Below are 16,817 nucleotides of genomic sequence, written 5' to 3'. Positions count from 1 at the left end.
TCGCCGGTCCACCGCGCAGGAATTGTTGGCGTTGCATAGCGTCTGAGGCGTAACGAATTCCTAATTTTGACTTTATGCGCCGGAAAAGTAAAACAAATGCCAGCTTTCGCTAACCTCAACGGCTAATATTCTGTAAAAATGCTGAGTTTAGGGCTGATTTAAGCTTCATGCTCAGCGTGGAGTCGGGCAAGAAAGGAACCATAAATGAGCCAAACGATGGCGAATTTAGTCGATGTACGTGGTGTGAGTTTTTCTCGTGCCAACCGATTGATATTTGATGATATTTCGCTGACGGTCCCGCGTGGTAAGATAACCGCTATCATGGGGCCATCAGGGATCGGTAAAACGACTTTGCTGCGTCTTATTGGCGGGCAAATTCCACCGGATAGCGGTGAAATTCTCTTCGACGGTGAAAACATCCCGGAGATGTCTCGCTCGCGTCTGTATACTGTCCGCAAGCGCATGAGTATGCTTTTTCAGTCGGGGGCACTGTTCACCGATATGAATGTCTTTGATAACGTGGCTTACCCACTGCGTGAGCATACCCATTTGCCGCCCGAGCTACTGAAAAGCACGGTGATGATGAAGCTTGAAGCTGTGGGGCTGCGGGGAGCCGCGAAGCTGATGCCATCAGAGCTTTCCGGTGGTATGGCGCGCCGCGCTGCGCTGGCACGAGCCATTGCATTAGAACCCGATTTAATCATGTTCGACGAGCCGTTTGTCGGACAGGATCCTATCACGATGGGCGTGCTGGTGAAGCTCATTTCTGAACTGAACAGCGCGCTCGGCGTTACCTGTATCGTGGTTTCTCACGATGTGCCGGAAGTGTTGAGTATTGCCGACTATGCCTACATTGTGGCAGACAAAAGGATCGTCGCGCATGGCAGCGCTCAGGCGTTGCAGGAAAATTGCGATCCGCAAGTGCGGCAGTTCCTGGACGGTATTGCGGATGGGCCTGTACCGTTCCGTTATCCCGCGGGTGACTATTGTGACGATTTATTGGGAATAGGGAGTTAAGCCACTCATGCTGTTAAATGCGTTGGCCGCTCTTGGACACCGTGGCATAAAAACCATCAGGACGTTCGGGCGTGCCGGATTGATGTTATTCAACGCGCTGGTCGGCAAGCCGGAATTTCGTAAGCACGCACCTTTACTGGTGCGACAGCTCTATAACGTCGGCGTGTTGTCGATGCTCATCATCATTGTTTCCGGTCTGTTTATCGGCATGGTGCTTGGGCTGCAGGGTTATCTTGTGCTGACGACCTACAGTGCAGAAACCAGTCTCGGGATGCTGGTGGCACTTTCGCTACTGCGTGAGCTGGGGCCGGTTGTTGCCGCATTGCTGTTTGCCGGGCGAGCAGGGTCGGCCTTAACCGCAGAAATTGGCCTGATGCGCGCGACCGAGCAGCTTTCCAGTATGGAGATGATGGCGGTCGATCCGCTGCGTCGCGTGATCTCGCCACGTTTCTGGGCCGGTGTTATCTCATTGCCGTTACTGACTGTCCTCTTTGTTGCCGTGGGGATCTGGGGCGGTTCGCTGGTTGGTGTGCACTGGAAAGGCATTGATGCCGGGTTCTTCTGGTCTGCCATGCAGGACGCCATCGACCTGAGAAAGGATCTGGTTAACTGTCTGATTAAGAGCGTGGTATTTGCCATTACGGTCACCTGGATTGCATTGTTTAATGGTTACGATGCTATTCCGACGTCGGCGGGCATTAGCCGTGCAACTACACGTACTGTCGTTCATTCGTCACTGGCCGTACTGGGTCTGGATTTTGTGCTCACCGCACTGATGTTTGGGAATTGAGTTCATGCAAACGAGAAAAAATGAAATTTGGGTCGGCGTGTTCCTGCTGCTGGCACTGCTGGCCGCTCTGTTTATCTGCCTGAGAGCAGCGGATATTACGTCTATCCGTACTGAGCCGACTTACCGTGTCTATGCCACTTTCGATAATATCGGTGGCCTGAAAGCACGCTCACCAGTACGCGTTGGCGGTGTGGTGATTGGCCGCGTTGCGGACATTACGCTTGATGAGAAAACCTATCTGCCGCGTGTCGCGATGGATATCGAAGAGCGCTATAACCATATCCCGGATACCAGCTCTCTTTCCATTCGTACTTCTGGTCTGTTGGGCGAGCAATATCTGGCTCTTAACATTGGTTTTGAAGATCCAGAACTGGGGACGACTATTCTTAAAGACGGTAGCGTGATCCAGGATACGAAGTCAGCGATGGTGCTGGAGGATATGATTGGTCAGTTCCTTTACAGCGGTAAAGGGGAAGATAAAACGTCTGATGCTACCCCTGCACAGGGGAAAGACCATACCAACGTCGAGCCGACCCCAGGCGCGACCAATTAATACCAGGAGAAGTGATTCATGTTTAAACGACTGTTAATGGTTGCCATGCTGGTCATTGCCCCTCTCACCGCAGTACATGCTGCGGATCAGAGCAACCCGTACAAACTGATGGACGAGGCCGCGAAGAAAACCTTCGATCGTCTTAAAAATGAACAACCTAAAATTCGTGCAAATCCTGACTATCTGCGTGATGTAGTCGATCAGGAATTGCTGCCATATGTGCAGATCAAATATGCAGGCGCACTGGTACTGGGCCGTTACTACAAAGACGCCACCCCTGCGCAGCGTGATGCCTACTTTGCTGCATTCCACGAATACCTGAAACAGGCATACGGCCAGGCACTGGCGATGTATCACGGTCAGACCTACCAGATTGCCCCGGAGCAACCGCTGGGTGGTGCGACCATTATTCCTATCCGCGTGACCATCCTGGATCCTAATGGCCGTCCACCGGTTCGCCTGGACTTCCAGTGGCGTAAAAACAGCCAGACCGGAAACTGGCAGGCGTATGACATGATTGCCGAAGGGGTGAGCATGATCACGACTAAGCAGAACGAGTGGAGCGACCTGCTGCGCACCAAAGGCATTGATGGCCTGACCGCACAGCTGCAGTCTATCTCTCGTCAGAAAATTTCTCTGGACGAGAAAAAGTAATGTCACAGCAACTTAGCTGGTCGCGTGAAGGCGAAGTGTTAACGCTGTCTGGTGAGCTTGACCAGGATCTGCTGAACCCTTTATGGGATAAGCGCCACGAAGCCATGCAGGGCGTTACACAGATTGATTTAAGCGACGTTACGCGGGTCGATACGGCAGGCATTGCGCTGCTCATCCATCTTGTTGCCGTGGGGAAAAAGCAGGGAGCCAACGTCACGTTGGCTGGCGCGAGCGATAATGTCGTGACCCTGGCACAGCTCTACAATTTATCTGAAGAGCTGTTACCTCACTAATTTTTTCAGTACGTTACTTCCGCAAGCCCTGGCAGTTTCACCGTCGGGGCTTTTTGCTTGTTTAAGACAACGCCACTTTGCTCTAAGATGTTTGGCTTGTTTTCACTATCAGATGATTAAGAGCCCATGGAAAATCATGAAATCCAGACAGTGCTGATGAATGCACTCTCCCTTCAGGAAGCCCACGTCACTGGCGATGGCAGTCACTTCCAGGTTATTGCTGTGGGTGAGATGTTCGACGGTATGAGCCGTGTGAAGAAGCAGCAGGCTGTTTACGCGCCGCTGATGGAATACATTGCAGATAACCGCATCCACGCCCTGTCGATCAAAGCGTTCACCCCACAAGAGTGGGCACGCGATCGCAAACTAAACGGTTTTTGAGCTGGGGGCGATGCGCCCGCAGCACGGTTGAATTTATAAGAGAGCAATTACATGGACAAATTTCGTGTACAGGGGCCTACTCGCCTCCAGGGCGAAGTCACAATTTCTGGCGCAAAAAATGCCGCACTGCCAATCCTCTTCGCTGCGTTGCTCGCGGAAGAGCCGGTAGAAATTCAGAACGTACCGAAGCTGAAAGATATCGACACGACCATGAAACTGCTTGGTCAACTGGGTACCAAAGTCGAGCGCAACGGTTCCGTCTGGATTGATGCCAGCAACGTTAACAACTTCTCTGCACCGTACGACCTGGTAAAAACCATGCGTGCATCCATCTGGGCGCTGGGCCCGCTGGTGGCGCGTTTTGGTCAGGGTCAGGTCTCTCTGCCGGGGGGCTGTGCTATCGGCGCGCGTCCGGTTGACCTGCATATCTTTGGCCTGGAAAAACTGGGCGCAGAGATCAAACTCGAAGAAGGTTACGTTAAAGCGTCCGTTAATGGCCGTCTGAAAGGCGCACACATTGTCATGGACAAAGTAAGCGTTGGCGCAACCGTCACCATCATGTCGGCGGCGACGCTGGCAGAAGGTACCACCATCATCGAGAACGCTGCTCGCGAGCCGGAAATTGTGGATACCGCCAACTTCCTTATCGCGCTGGGGGCGAAGATCTCTGGCCAGGGTACTGACCGTATCACCATCGAAGGCGTTGAGCGCCTGGGTGGCGGTGTGTACCGCGTTCTGCCAGACCGTATCGAAACCGGTACCTTCCTGGTGGCTGCAGCCATTTCTGGCGGCAAAATTGTGTGCCGTAATGCACAGCCTGACACTCTGGATGCCGTACTGGCAAAACTGCGTGAAGCCGGTGCAGATATTGAGACCGGAGAAGACTGGATCAGCCTGGACATGCACGGCAAACGCCCGAAAGCGGTTACCGTTCGCACGGCTCCACATCCGGCCTTCCCGACCGATATGCAGGCGCAGTTCACCCTGTTGAACCTGGTGGCTGAAGGTACTGGTGTGATCACGGAGACCATCTTCGAAAACCGCTTTATGCACGTACCGGAACTGATCCGTATGGGCGCGCATGCAGAAATCGAAAGCAACACCGTGATCTGCCACGGCGTAGAAAAACTGTCTGGCGCACAGGTGATGGCAACCGATCTGCGTGCGTCAGCAAGCCTTGTGCTGGCAGGCTGTATCGCGGAAGGGACGACGGTTGTTGATCGTATCTACCACATCGATCGTGGCTATGAGCGTATCGAAGACAAACTGCGCGCGCTGGGTGCGAATATCGAGCGTGTGAAGGGCGAGTAATCGTTCCGGCAGCCCCCTGCCAGAAATGACCGGGGGGTTGCTATTCCTGTCAAAAAAAGAGCATTACACCGGCTGCTCTCCTTTCGTTTTTTTCTGGCGAATCATGCGTGTTCTGTCAATAAATTCATGGGTAATGGGATCGTGGTAGCGCGACGGCCAGATTATCCACGGGTGTGTTTCCAGCGCCGTTGCAATAATCAATTCACCCTTGGGCCACGGACGGGTCAGCGCATTTGCCAGAGTGGAAGAGCTTAAGCCACTGCGGCGTGACTCTGCTGCAAGCGATGTTCCTTTTTTACGCAGTGCCGCAATGATATCTGCGGAATGCCAGTCGATAAATTTCGTATCCATAAAGCTGTCCTTATGTTCGTATTCACCCACGTCATTTCTCCTGAAACGACAGGGGTACTATACGCATTTCGAACATTGGTTCTAAAAAGTTCGCGTTACTGGAAGCAATATTCAGAATATGACATGGCTTTATTCATGCGGCATGTAAGCCGATGATTTAACATGAATATGGAATTTATTGACGTTTACTGGAATCTCCCCGTATTGGATACGGGGAGAAGAGGAGAGGTTAGCGATCGCGCTGGACGGCAATGTGGGCTAGCGCAATGAGAGCATCACGCCACGGGCTGTCTGGAATGACCTGAAGAGCCGAAATGGCTTTATCGGCCTCTTCTTCAGCACGCTGGCGTGTCCACTCCAGCGACCCGCAGATAGCCATTGTTTCCAGTACCGGTTCCAGAAGATGTCGACCATTTCCCTGCTCGATAGCCTCACGGATCATTTTGGCCTGTTCAGGTGAACCATTGCGCATTGCATGCAGCAGCGGCAGGGTTGGCTTACCTTCGTTCAGGTCATCACCCACGTTTTTACCGAGTGTTTCGCCATCGGCGCTGTAATCCAGTAAATCGTCAATCAACTGGAACGCGGTGCCAAGATAGCGGCCATAGTCCTGCAGCCCTTTTTCCTGTGCCTCTGTGCAACCTGCCAGAATACCGGAGCACTGGGCCGCCGCTTCAAACAAGCGCGCTGTCTTGCTGTAGATCACGCGCATGTAGTTCTCTTCGGTAATATCCGGATCGTTGACGTTCATCAGCTGCAGCACTTCGCCTTCGGCGATGACGTTAACGGCTTCAGACATCACTTCCAGCACCTTCAGCGAACCGAGGCTGGTCATCATCTGGAAGGCGCGGGTATAGATAAAATCCCCCACCAGGACGCTGGCTGCGTTGCCAAAGGCTGCATTTGCCGTGGCTTTGCCACGACGCATGTCGGATTCATCTACGACGTCGTCGTGAAGAAGCGTTGCGGTGTGGATAAATTCGATCAGTGCTGCAATAGTGACGTGCGCATTTCCCTGGTAGCCAACGGCTCTGGCAGCCAGAATGGCAATCATCGGGCGAATGCGTTTGCCGCCGCCGCTGACGATGTAATAGCCCAACTGGTTGATCAGCTGAACGTCAGAGTTGAGTTGCTCCAGGATTGCTGCATTTACACCCGCCATATCTTGCGCGGTTAACTCGTTGATTTTTTCTAAATTCATCGCAAAAGCCGGGCTTTTTATCCTGTTTATCCCATCTTCAATGGGGTAACAAAGGGTTTCGGTTTATCAATAGTATTGCTGATTGTACTGAAAAAACGGCTCAGATAAACGTTACCGTACGTGTTGTGTTTTTTTTCTTCATGTATTGACGGTAGCACTTGTCAAAGGCTCGCGTTTTGCGTAATATTCGCGCCCTATTGTGAATATTTATAGCGCACTCTGATTCATACGAGGATGTGCGCGGAAGCGGAGTTTATATGTACGCGGTTTTCCAAAGTGGTGGTAAACAACACCGAGTAAGCGAAGGTCAGACCGTTCGCCTGGAAAAGCTGGACATCGCAACTGGCGAATCTGTTGAGTTCGCTGAAGTTCTGATGATCGCAAACGGTGAAGAAGTCAAAATCGGCGTTCCTTTCGTTGATGGCGGCGTTATCAAAGCTGAAGTTGTTGCTCATGGTCGTGGCGAGAAAGTTAAAATCGTTAAGTTTCGTCGTCGTAAACACTACCGTAAGCAGCAGGGCCACCGTCAGTGGTTCACTGATGTGAAAATTACTGGCATCAGCGCCTAAGACCTGAGGAGAGATTTAAATGGCACATAAAAAGGCTGGCGGCTCCACACGTAACGGTCGCGATTCAGAAGCTAAACGCCTGGGCGTTAAGCGTTTCGGTGGCGAATCCGTTCTGGCGGGTAGCATCATCGTTCGTCAACGTGGTACCAAATTCCACGCTGGCAACAACGTAGGTTGCGGTCGTGACCACACTCTGTTTGCTAAAGCAGACGGTAAAGTGAAATTTGAAGTTAAAGGCCCGAACAACCGTAAATACATCAGCATCGTTGCTGAGTAAGGTTTTCTCGGTCCGGTAACGGATTAAAGCCCCGCAACGTGTTGCGGGGCTTTTTACATTGGAAACCCGGAAAATTTTCTGTAGGGAAAACGGGCATGAAGCAGCAGGCCGGCATTGGTATTCTTTTGGCGCTCACTACCGCAATGTGCTGGGGTGCGCTGCCAATTGCAATGAAGCAGGTACTGGAAGTGATGGAGCCGCCGACGGTGGTCTTTTATCGCTTTCTGATGGCAAGCATTGGCCTCGGTACGATCCTGGCTGTCAAAGGTAAGCTTCCACCCTTGCGGATCTTCCGTAAGCCACGCTGGCTGGTATTACTGGCCATCGCGACGGGAGGCCTTTTCGGCAACTTCATTCTCTTCAGTTCTTCCCTGCAATATCTCAGCCCCACGGCGTCGCAGGTGATTGGTCAGCTTTCACCGGTCGGCATGATGGTTGCCAGCGTCTTTATCCTGAAGGAGAAGATGCGAGGTACACAGGTTATCGGGGCGAGCATGCTGCTCTGTGGTCTGGTGATGTTCTTCAACACCAGCCTGATAGAGATTTTTACCCGCCTGACGGATTACACCTGGGGTGTGATTTTCGGTGTGGGAGCAGCAACGGTCTGGGTGAGTTACGGCGTTGCACAAAAGGTGTTATTGCGTCGTCTGGCTTCACAGCAGATCCTCTTTTTGCTGTACACTTTGTGTACAGTTGCATTGCTGCCTTTAGCGAAGCCGGGAGTCATTACCCAGCTCAGCGACTGGCAACTGGCGTGCCTTATTTTTTGTGGGCTGAATACGCTGGTCGGTTATGGTGCGCTGGCCGAAGCAATGGCGCGCTGGCAGGCAGCACAGGTGAGCGCATTAATCACGCTGACTCCGCTGTTTACGCTGTTATTTTCAGATTTGTTATCAATGGCCTGGCCCGATGTTTTCGTCAGACCGATGCTCAACCTGTTGGGTTATCTCGGTGCGTTTGTCGTGGTTGCGGGCGCGATGTATTCCGCCATTGGTCATCGTCTCTGGGGGCGTTGGCGCAAAAATGAAGCGGTAGTAATAGAGTCCCCCGCTCAGGCGAATGAGTTACGGAGAGTAAAATGAAGTTTGTTGATGAAGCAACGATCCTGGTCGTAGCAGGTGATGGCGGCAATGGTTGCGTAAGCTTCCGTCGTGAAAAATATATTCCTCGTGGCGGCCCTGATGGCGGCGACGGTGGTGATGGTGGTGACGTGTGGCTGGAGGCGGATGAGAACCTCAACACGCTGATCGACTACCGTTTTGAAAAATCCTTCCGTGCTGAACGTGGCCAGAACGGCCAGAGCCGTGACTGTACTGGTAAGCGTGGCAAAGACGTGACCATTAAGGTTCCGGTTGGAACACGTGTGATCGATCAGGGCACGGGCGAAACGATGGGTGACATGACCAAACACGGTCAGCGCCTGATGGTGGCTAAAGGTGGCTGGCACGGTCTGGGTAACAGCCGTTTCAAATCTTCCGTTAACCGTACCCCGCGTCAGAAAACGATGGGGACACCTGGCGATAAGCGTGACCTGCAGCTGGAGCTGATGCTGTTGGCTGACGTTGGTATGCTGGGCATGCCAAACGCGGGTAAATCGACGTTTATTCGTGCTGTTTCTGCAGCCAAACCAAAAGTGGCGGATTATCCGTTCACCACGCTGGTACCGAGCCTGGGCGTTGTCCGTATGGATAACGAGAAGAGCTTCGTGGTTGCCGATATCCCGGGCCTTATCGAAGGTGCAGCGGAAGGTGCCGGCCTGGGTATTCGCTTCCTGAAACACCTTGAGCGCTGCCGCGTACTGTTGCACCTCATTGATATCGATCCAATCGACGGTTCTGATCCGGTGGAAAACGCCCGCATTATCATCGGCGAGCTGGAGAAATACAGCGAAAAACTGGCGAACAAGCCGCGCTGGCTGGTCTTCAACAAGATTGACCTGATGGATAAAGCTGAAGCTGAGGCCAAAGCGAAAGCGATTGCTGAAGCGATGGGTTGGGAAGATAAATACTACCTGATCTCCGCAGCAAGCCAGGTTGGCGTGAAAGATCTCTGCTGGGATGTGATGACCTTCATCATCGAGAACCCAATTGTTCAGGCGGAAGAAGCGAAACAGCCTGAGAAAGTCGAATTCATGTGGGATGACTACCACCGTGAACAGCTCGAAGAGATGGAAGCGGAAGAAGACGAAGACTGGGATGATGACTGGGATGAAGACGACGAAGAAGGTGTCGAGTTCATCTACAAGCACTAATACCTGTGGAAGGCCCCCTGCGAAGGGGGCTTTTTTTTAACTTAATGTCGCGGGTAACCAGCAACTGGCGATTAAGCCACCTTCAATGCCGTTCTCAAGCGTCAATTTGCCGTGGTGAAGCTGAACGATGCGTTGCACAATACTCAGTCCCAGCCCGCTGCCACCGTAGCGCTGATCGAGACGACGGAATGGTTCAGTGATTGACTGTCGGTGTGCCTCATCAATGCCAGGCCCTTGATCGACAACGATGACCTGCGTACCGCCATCATGCTCCATTAATTTCACTTCAATGGTTGTGCCTGTCGGGCTATAGCGTGTGGCATTCTCCAGCAGATTGCGCAGCATCAGGCGCAGAAGTACCGTGTCACCCTGAACCGTCAGTGGGCTTTTGTCCGGCCATATCACCGTATGTTCTTTAGCTTCATGCTCAAGGCTGAGTGGAACAATGATGCTGTCTGTCCAGTTGACGGTTTCGTAGTGACCGCTTGCCAGCGCCTGCCCGGCACGTGCCAGCATCAGCAGTTGTTCAACGGTGTGCATCAACTGATCGATCCGGCTAATCAACGCATTGGCCTGCGGTGAGCCCGACTGAGCCATTAATTCCAGATGTAGCCTGATTCCGGCGAGAGGTGTTCGCAGCTCGTGAGCGGCGTCTGCCGTGAAGAGGCGCTCCTGCTGGATGGTGTTATCCAGTCTGGCGAGCAGCTGATTCAGCGACGTCGTCACCGCGCCAATCTCTTCCATATCGGAATACATCGGCAGCGGGGTAAGATTATCCGCCGAACGGTTAGCCAGGCTGGCACGCAGTTTATTCAGCGGCTGGGTTATCAGGGTGACGGCCCAGAATGAGAAGAACAGGGTAAAGCCCACCATCACCAGAGAAGGCACCAGAAGCGAGGCAATCGCTTCGCGGATCTCTTTCTCGACATGGTTGTTACGCGCTTTTGCCGATAACGTTTCGCTCACCAGAAAGCTAATCTGTTCGCGGCTTTCATGCCACAGCCAGACCACGCTTATCAGCTGGAAAAACAGTAAGATCACCGCCAGCAAAATCATCAATCGCCGACGCATGCTGTTCATTTCTGGCTCTCCAGACGGTAGCCAACGCCACGGACGGTTTTAATTCGATCTTTACCAAGCTTACGGCGCAGGTTGTGAATGTGAACTTCGAGGGTATTTGACCCCGGATCGTCCTGCCAGGAGTAGATATCCTGTTGCAGGGTTTCACGGTGTACCGTTTGCCCGCTACGCATGATCAGGCGTGTAAGCAGGGCGAACTCTTTTGGGGTGACTTCGACAGGCAGCGATTTGCGTAGCACCTGCTGGGTTTGCAGATTCAGCGTAATATCACCGTCGGTTAGTAAGTTATCACTATGTCCCTGGTAGCGGCGGATCAGTGCCCGCACGCGTGCCTGACGCTCTGCAAGGACGAAAGGTTTCACCAGATAATCATCCGCACCGGAATCAAGGCCGTTAATACGATCTTCGATGGAATCACGCGCCGTGAGGATCAACACTGGGTTGGCGATACCGCGGCGTCGCCACTGGTTCAGTAATGAGGCACCATCTTTATCGGGTAAACCTAAATCGAGGATCACCAGGCTATATTCACCGCTCTGAATCAGGGCATCTGCTTCTGCCGCCGTGGCGGCACAGTCGAGCGCATATCCTTCATTGGCCAGCGCCAGCGCCAGCCCTTCCTGTAATAACAGATCGTCTTCAACTATGAGTAGTTTCATCGCTAGTTATTCTGATAAATGTCCTTATAAAGCCTGCTTTCGAATCGTACCAACGGGATGCGTCGGTTGCGCTGGTCAGTCGGTTCGACGGCATAGCCGGAAAGATACTGCACGAATGCCATACGTTGCCCGCTGGCGGTGGTGATGAAGCCCGCAAGGTTGTAAACCCCCTGCAGTGAACCTGTTTTGGCTGAGACTTTGCCATCCACACCGGCGGCGTGAAGCCCGGCACGGTACTGAAGTGAACCATCGTGTCCGGCAAGTGGTAGCATTGAAATAAAGTTTAGCTCAGTGTCATGTTGTGCAATGTACTGAAGCACTTGCATCATGGTCGCCGGGGAAATCAAATTATGGCGTGATAACCCGGAACCATCGACGGCGATGGTGTTACCCAGATCGATCCCTGCCTGCTGACGCAGGATCTGCCGTACTGCGTCGGACCCTGCACGCCAGGTTCCCTGAACGCCGAAACGTGCGTGACCAATCATGCGGAACACCGTGTCGGCAATCATGTTATCCGACTTTTTCAGCATAATCTTGAGCAAATCGTGCAATGGCGCAGACTGGTTGCTGGCGATAACCGTGCCGGGTTGATTGACCTGCGTCTGGCGGAGCAGGGTACCGGACCAGGTGATCCCCGCCTGCTTCAGTTCATCCTTGAGAATGGCCCCGGCGTAACTTGCCCCATCCTGTATCGCAAAGGCCAGCGGCAGTGGATCGGCGCGCTGCGTCAGGCAACCGGTAAGCGTGAAGCGGTTAAGATCGCCTGGCACCACGTCCAGCTCACAATACTGTGCATCCGGTGAGCCTTTTGCCAGCGTACGTACCTGGCTAAACATCGTCACCGGGTAGTAGGACGCCACGCGGATAAACGCTAAGTCATCCGGTTTTGGGGCGCTGTAAAGCGAAACGGAGAAGCAGTTACGGTCAATAATGGCAGCCGCTGGCGGTGCGCTAAAGCACTGCGTCATGTCGTTCCACGGCCAGCCAGGGGCTTTATCGTGGCTGGCAAAAATGGAGGTGTCGATCAACACATTACCGTCGATCTTCTGCACGCCAGATTTTTTCAATGCCGCCACCATGCTGCGGATATCCTGGCGCTTCAACGTCGGGTCACCCCCGAAGCGGGCGATAAGATCGCCTTTCAGTTCGCCATCCGTGACGTTACCTTTGGTTTCAAGGGTGGTGGTAAACCGGAAATCAGGCCCAAGCTGGAGCAGGGCGGCGAGTGCAGTGATCACCTTCTGAGTACTGGCAGGCAGCGCCATCTGTTGACTGTGGTAGTCAATCTCTGGCGTCTGCGCCCCGACCTTCTGCACCATCAGGGCAAGGTTAGCCCCTGCGGGCAGCTGATTAATGTACTCATCAACATTCGCGGCCTGAACACTGAACGTTATACTGGTAGTCAATCCGATGATAAATCTGGAAAATCGCATAATCTCGCGCTAACAACCCGAAAACAAACCGTCATACTACGGTGCATGGCACTGCAAAGTAAACGATGACCCATAGTGAACTTCGCGGTAAAATGCATATCAAATTGAAAATTGCTGCTGGCCTGGGGCGTTGCTTCCGGGTCGGTTTTCTTTTTGCTTCTGGCTTGCTCATGGTTTGATGTTCATGGGGACAGGAGCCGGAGCAGGTGACGCTGCTCCCAACAGGAATGTTTAAGAGGTATAACAAATGCAAGCTATTCCGATGACCTTACGTGGTGCCGAAAAACTGCGCGAAGAGCTGGATTTCCTGAAATCCGTTCGTCGCCCTGAAATCATCGCCGCTATCGCGGATGCGCGTGAGCATGGCGACCTGAAAGAAAATGCTGAATACCACGCCGCGCGCGAGCAGCAGGGCTTCTGTGAAGGGCGTATTAAAGATATCGAAGCAAAGCTGTCCAATGCGCAGGTTATCGATATCACCAAAATGCCAAATAATGGCCGGGTGATCTTTGGTTCCACCGTTAGCGTGCTGAACCTGGATAACGACGAAGAGCAGACTTACCGCATCGTCGGTGACGATGAAGCTGATTTCAAACAGAACCTGATTTCGGTGAACTCACCGATTGCTCGCGGCCTGATTGGCAAAGAGCAGGACGATGTTGTCATCATCCGCACCCCAGGCGGCGAAGTGGAATACGAAATTATCAAGGTCGAGTACCTGTAATTCGCTTCTCCACGAAGATGTTGATACATTGTAAAGAAAGGAAAAAGGCCGCATAGCGGCCTTTTATCAACTCAAGGAGCATGGCATTTTGCTCACCTGCTGACAGAAATCCCTCGTTTTACACAGAAAATGTGTTTAATTCAGGATATCCTTAGCGTGGCAGCGAGATTTTACGCTCTTTAGATGGGCGATAGAGCACCAGCGTTTTACCGATGACCTGTACATTACAGGCACCGGTTTCGCGCACGATGGCTTCCACGATCAAGTTCTTCGTGTCTCTGTCTTCAGAGGCAATTTTCACCTTGATCAGCTCGTGGTGTTCCAGCGCTTGTTCAATCTCGGCAAGCACCCCTTCGGTCAAACCATTGTTGCCAAGCATGACTACAGGCTTGAGCGGATGTGCCAGACCTTTAAGGTGCTGTTTTTGTTTAGTACTCAGATTCATCGTATATTTTTGCTTACGTTGGGATTGAAAACGGTTCATTCTACCGCCATCTCCCTTATATCGCCAAATAGCTGCGTAGAAATTTACGTCACAGGCAAGCAACGATGAACCAGGACGGAAATGTTAAATGACAGGTAAGAAGCGTTCTGCCAGCTCCAGCCGCTGGCTTCAGGAACACTTTAGCGATAAATATGTTCAACAGGCGCAGAAAAAGGGGTTACGTTCCCGTGCCTGGTTTAAACTTGATGAAATACAGCAAAGTGACAAACTTTTTAAGCCGGGGATGACGATTGTTGACCTCGGTGCCGCACCTGGGGGATGGTCCCAGTATGCGGTAACGCAAATCGGTGGAACGGGCCGAATCATCGCATGCGATCTTTTACCAATGGATCCCATCGTTGGTGTCGACTTCCTTCAGGGCGATTTTCGTGATGAATTAGTGCTGAAGGCGTTACTCGATCGCGTAGGTGACAGTAAAGTTCAGGTTGTCATGTCAGATATGGCACCAAATATGTGCGGAACACCGGCGGTGGATATCCCCCGTGCCATGTATCTGGTGGAACTGGCGTTAGAAATGTGTCGTGATGTACTAGCACCAGGTGGTAGTTTTGTTGTGAAGGTGTTTCAGGGCGAAGGTTTCGAGGAGTACCTTAAGGAAATTCGCTCCCTGTTTGCGAAGGTCAAAGTTCGTAAGCCGGACTCTTCCCGGGCGCGTTCCCGAGAAGTGTATATTGTAGCGACCGGGCGAAAATGATAACCGGTGGATTTCAGACGAAAGTTTGAATGAAACTGGATCTAGAGTATCCTGACGCTGTTTTTAACACAGTTGTAATATGAGGTTAATCCCTTGAGTGACATGGCGAAAAACCTAATACTCTGGCTGGTCATTGCCGTTGTGCTGATGTCAGTATTCCAGAGCTTTGGGCCCAGCGAGTCGAATGGCCGCAAGGTGGATTATTCTACCTTCCTGCAGGAGGTCAATCAGGACCAGGTTCGCGAAGCGCGTATCAACGGACGTGAGATCAACGTTACCAAGAAAGATAGTAACCGTTACACGACCTACATTCCGGTGAACGATCCTAAGCTGCTTGATAACCTTCTGACTAAAAACGTCAAGGTGGTAGGTGAGCCGCCAGAAGAGCCAAGCCTGTTGGCTTCTATCTTCATCTCCTGGTTCCCGATGCTGCTTCTTATTGGCGTCTGGATCTTCTTTATGCGTCAGATGCAGGGCGGTGGTGGCAAAGGTGCCATGTCGTTCGGTAAGAGCAAGGCGCGTATGCTGACGGAAGACCAGATCAAGACCACGTTCGCTGACGTTGCAGGTTGTGACGAAGCGAAAGAAGAGGTGGCTGAACTGGTAGAATACCTGCGTGAACCGAGCCGTTTCCAGAAACTGGGCGGTAAGATCCCGAAAGGCATTCTGATGGTCGGCCCTCCGGGTACCGGTAAAACCCTGCTGGCGAAAGCCATCGCGGGTGAAGCGAAGGTGCCGTTCTTTACTATTTCAGGTTCTGACTTCGTTGAAATGTTCGTGGGTGTCGGTGCATCTCGTGTGCGTGACATGTTCGAGCAGGCTAAGAAGGCAGCACCGTGCATTATCTTCATCGATGAAATCGACGCCGTCGGTCGCCAGCGTGGCGCTGGTCTGGGCGGTGGTCACGATGAACGTGAGCAGACGCTGAACCAGATGCTGGTTGAAATGGACGGCTTCGAAGGTAACGAAGGTATTATCGTTATCGCAGCAACCAACCGTCCGGACGTACTTGACCCAGCCCTGCTGCGTCCAGGCCGTTTTGACCGTCAGGTTGTGGTTGGTCTGCCGGATGTTCGTGGTCGTGAACAGATTCTGAAAGTACACATGCGTCGCGTACCGCTGGCTCCAGATATCGACGCGGCAATTATTGCGCGTGGTACCCCGGGCTTCTCCGGTGCGGATCTGGCTAACCTGGTCAACGAAGCTGCACTGTTTGCCGCTCGCGGTAACAAACGCGTCGTGTCTATGGTGGAATTCGAAAAAGCGAAAGACAAAATCATGATGGGTGCGGAACGTCGCTCTATGGTGATGACGGAAGCGCAGAAAGAGTCCACGGCATACCACGAAGCCGGCCACGCGATTATCGGTCGTCTGGTACCGGAACACGATCCGGTGCATAAAGTGACGATTATTCCGCGCGGTCGTGCGCTGGGCGTAACGTTCTTCCTGCCGGAAGGCGATGCCATCAGCGCCAGCCGTCAGAAGCTGGAAAGCCAGATTTCGACCCTGTATGGTGGTCGTCTGGCAGAAGAAATTATCTACGGTGTGGAACATGTTTCTACCGGTGCGTCCAACGACATTAAAGTGGCGACGAACCTGGCGCGTAACATGGTGACCCAATGGGGCTTCTCCGACAAACTCGGCCCACTGCTGTATGCAGAGGAAGAGGGCGAAGTGTTCCTGGGTCGTTCTGTGGCGAAAGCGAAACATATGTCTGATGAGACTGCTCGTATCATCGACCAGGAAGTGAAAGCGCTGATTGAACGTAACTACGGTCGCGCACGTCAGATCCTGAACGACAATATGGATATTCTGCATTCGATGAAAGATGCGCTCATGAAATATGAGACCATCGATGCACCACAGATTGACGACCTGATGGCTCGCCGCGAAGTGCGTCCGCCAGCAGGCTGGGAAGATCCAGGCGCTTCCAACAATTCTGACAACAATGGCACTCCGCGTGCACCGCGTACGGCTGATGAATCACATACGCCGAACCCGGGTAACAGCATGTCAGAACAGTTGGGCGACAAGTAAGTCACTGCTGTTGAAGAGTTAGTCTGTACTTCAA

General features: G+C 52.6%; 19 protein-coding genes and 1 pseudogene. 14 read left to right on the top strand and 6 right to left on the bottom strand.

The window, feature by feature from the left end:
• Positions 1 to 204 precede the first annotated feature (204 nt).
• From mlaF to murA, 7 genes are all read left to right on the top strand, one after another.
• Positions 205 to 1,017 carry a phospholipid ABC transporter ATP-binding protein MlaF gene (gene mlaF / locus HV318_RS10895; protein ID WP_182272786.1) on the top strand — a complete coding sequence of 271 codons (813 nt, stop codon included), beginning with the start codon at positions 205 to 207 and terminating at the stop codon, positions 1,015 to 1,017.
• A gap of 7 nt (positions 1,018 to 1,024) precedes the next feature.
• Positions 1,025 to 1,807, top strand: a complete 783-nt coding sequence (mlaE, locus tag HV318_RS10890) for a lipid asymmetry maintenance ABC transporter permease subunit MlaE (RefSeq protein WP_182272785.1) — start codon at positions 1,025 to 1,027, stop codon at positions 1,805 to 1,807.
• Between the two features lie 4 nt (positions 1,808 to 1,811).
• Positions 1,812 to 2,360: an outer membrane lipid asymmetry maintenance protein MlaD gene (gene mlaD / locus HV318_RS10885; RefSeq protein ID WP_182272784.1), complete on the top strand. Its 549-nt coding sequence runs from the start codon at positions 1,812 to 1,814 to the stop codon at positions 2,358 to 2,360.
• 18 nt (positions 2,361 to 2,378) lie between these two features.
• Positions 2,379 to 3,014, top strand: a complete 636-nt coding sequence (mlaC, locus tag HV318_RS10880; RefSeq protein WP_182272783.1) for a phospholipid-binding protein MlaC — start codon at positions 2,379 to 2,381, stop codon at positions 3,012 to 3,014.
• On the top strand, positions 3,014 to 3,307 hold the full coding sequence (gene mlaB / locus HV318_RS10875) for a lipid asymmetry maintenance protein MlaB (RefSeq protein WP_182272782.1): 294 nt from the start codon (positions 3,014 to 3,016) through the stop codon (positions 3,305 to 3,307). The genes mlaC and mlaB overlap by 1 nt, the downstream gene beginning before the upstream one ends.
• Positions 3,308 to 3,433: 126 nt before the next feature.
• The gene (gene ibaG / locus HV318_RS10870; protein ID WP_008501458.1) at positions 3,434 to 3,688 is read left to right on the top strand and encodes a BolA family iron metabolism protein IbaG; all 255 of its coding nucleotides are present in this window, start codon (positions 3,434 to 3,436) and stop codon (positions 3,686 to 3,688) included.
• A gap of 51 nt (positions 3,689 to 3,739) precedes the next feature.
• Positions 3,740 to 4,999, top strand: a complete 1,260-nt coding sequence (murA, locus tag HV318_RS10865) for a UDP-N-acetylglucosamine 1-carboxyvinyltransferase (protein WP_182272781.1) — start codon at positions 3,740 to 3,742, stop codon at positions 4,997 to 4,999.
• 63 nt (positions 5,000 to 5,062) lie between these two features.
• Here the strand turns inward: murA and sfsB are convergent, their stop codons facing one another.
• Entirely contained in the window at positions 5,063 to 5,350 is a 288-nt protein-coding gene (gene sfsB, locus HV318_RS10860) for a DNA-binding transcriptional regulator SfsB (protein WP_182272780.1), read from the bottom strand.
• Between the two features lie 229 nt (positions 5,351 to 5,579).
• Positions 5,580 to 6,551 (bottom strand): octaprenyl diphosphate synthase, encoded by a 972-nt coding sequence (ispB, locus tag HV318_RS10855; protein WP_182272779.1) that lies wholly within the window; start codon positions 6,549 to 6,551, stop codon positions 5,580 to 5,582.
• Between the two features lie 257 nt (positions 6,552 to 6,808).
• On the opposite strand from ispB, the gene rplU reads away from it, so the two are divergent.
• From rplU to cgtA, 4 genes and pseudogenes are all read left to right on the top strand, one after another.
• Complete coding sequence (rplU, locus tag HV318_RS10850) at positions 6,809 to 7,120, top strand: 50S ribosomal protein L21 (protein WP_003025032.1); 312 nt, start codon at positions 6,809 to 6,811, stop codon at positions 7,118 to 7,120.
• Positions 7,121 to 7,139: 19 nt separating this feature from the next.
• Positions 7,140 to 7,397, top strand: a complete 258-nt coding sequence (rpmA, locus tag HV318_RS10845) for a 50S ribosomal protein L27 (RefSeq protein WP_004385076.1) — start codon at positions 7,140 to 7,142, stop codon at positions 7,395 to 7,397.
• A 95-nt stretch (positions 7,398 to 7,492) separates the two neighbouring features.
• Positions 7,493 to 8,460, top strand: a pseudogene (locus HV318_RS10840) (EamA family transporter).
• Positions 8,461 to 8,475: 15 nt separating this feature from the next.
• Positions 8,476 to 9,648 (top strand): Obg family GTPase CgtA, encoded by a 1,173-nt coding sequence (cgtA, locus tag HV318_RS10835; RefSeq protein ID WP_182272777.1) that lies wholly within the window; start codon positions 8,476 to 8,478, stop codon positions 9,646 to 9,648.
• Between the two features lie 36 nt (positions 9,649 to 9,684).
• Here cgtA and pmrB read toward each other — a convergent pair whose 3' ends face one another.
• The 3 genes from pmrB to dacB are packed head-to-tail and all read right to left on the bottom strand — an operon-like array spanning position 9,685 to position 12,823.
• Positions 9,685 to 10,728 (bottom strand): two-component system sensor histidine kinase PmrB, encoded by a 1,044-nt coding sequence (gene pmrB, locus HV318_RS10830; protein WP_182272776.1) that lies wholly within the window; start codon positions 10,726 to 10,728, stop codon positions 9,685 to 9,687.
• Entirely contained in the window at positions 10,725 to 11,387 is a 663-nt protein-coding gene (gene pmrA / locus HV318_RS10825; protein ID WP_182272775.1) for a two-component system response regulator PmrA, read from the bottom strand. The genes pmrB and pmrA overlap by 4 nt, the downstream gene beginning before the upstream one ends.
• A 2-nt stretch (positions 11,388 to 11,389) precedes the next feature.
• The gene (gene dacB, locus HV318_RS10820) at positions 11,390 to 12,823 is read right to left on the bottom strand and encodes a serine-type D-Ala-D-Ala carboxypeptidase (protein WP_182272774.1); all 1,434 of its coding nucleotides are present in this window, start codon (positions 12,821 to 12,823) and stop codon (positions 11,390 to 11,392) included.
• A gap of 247 nt (positions 12,824 to 13,070) precedes the next feature.
• Between dacB and greA the strand changes: the two genes are divergently transcribed.
• Positions 13,071 to 13,547, top strand: a complete 477-nt coding sequence (gene greA, locus HV318_RS10815; protein WP_182272773.1) for a transcription elongation factor GreA — start codon at positions 13,071 to 13,073, stop codon at positions 13,545 to 13,547.
• Positions 13,548 to 13,698: 151 nt separating this feature from the next.
• On the opposite strand, the gene yhbY is transcribed toward greA, so the two are convergent.
• Positions 13,699 to 13,992 (bottom strand): ribosome assembly RNA-binding protein YhbY, encoded by a 294-nt coding sequence (gene yhbY / locus HV318_RS10810; RefSeq protein ID WP_003861814.1) that lies wholly within the window; start codon positions 13,990 to 13,992, stop codon positions 13,699 to 13,701.
• A 127-nt stretch (positions 13,993 to 14,119) separates the two neighbouring features.
• On the opposite strand from yhbY, the gene rlmE reads away from it, so the two are divergent.
• Positions 14,120 to 14,746: a 23S rRNA (uridine(2552)-2'-O)-methyltransferase RlmE gene (gene rlmE, locus HV318_RS10805; RefSeq protein WP_182272772.1), complete on the top strand. Its 627-nt coding sequence runs from the start codon at positions 14,120 to 14,122 to the stop codon at positions 14,744 to 14,746.
• A gap of 102 nt (positions 14,747 to 14,848) precedes the next feature.
• Entirely contained in the window at positions 14,849 to 16,783 is a 1,935-nt protein-coding gene (gene ftsH / locus HV318_RS10800; RefSeq protein ID WP_182272771.1) for an ATP-dependent zinc metalloprotease FtsH, read from the top strand.
• Positions 16,784 to 16,817: the final 34 nt, after the last annotated feature.

This window comes from Enterobacter sp. RHBSTW-00901, assembly GCF_014103115.1.
GTDB lineage: Bacteria > Pseudomonadota > Gammaproteobacteria > Enterobacterales > Enterobacteriaceae > Enterobacter > Enterobacter cloacae_P.
The sequence above is the reverse complement of the archived record's forward strand: the minus strand, read 5'-3'. Positions and strand labels throughout refer to the sequence as shown.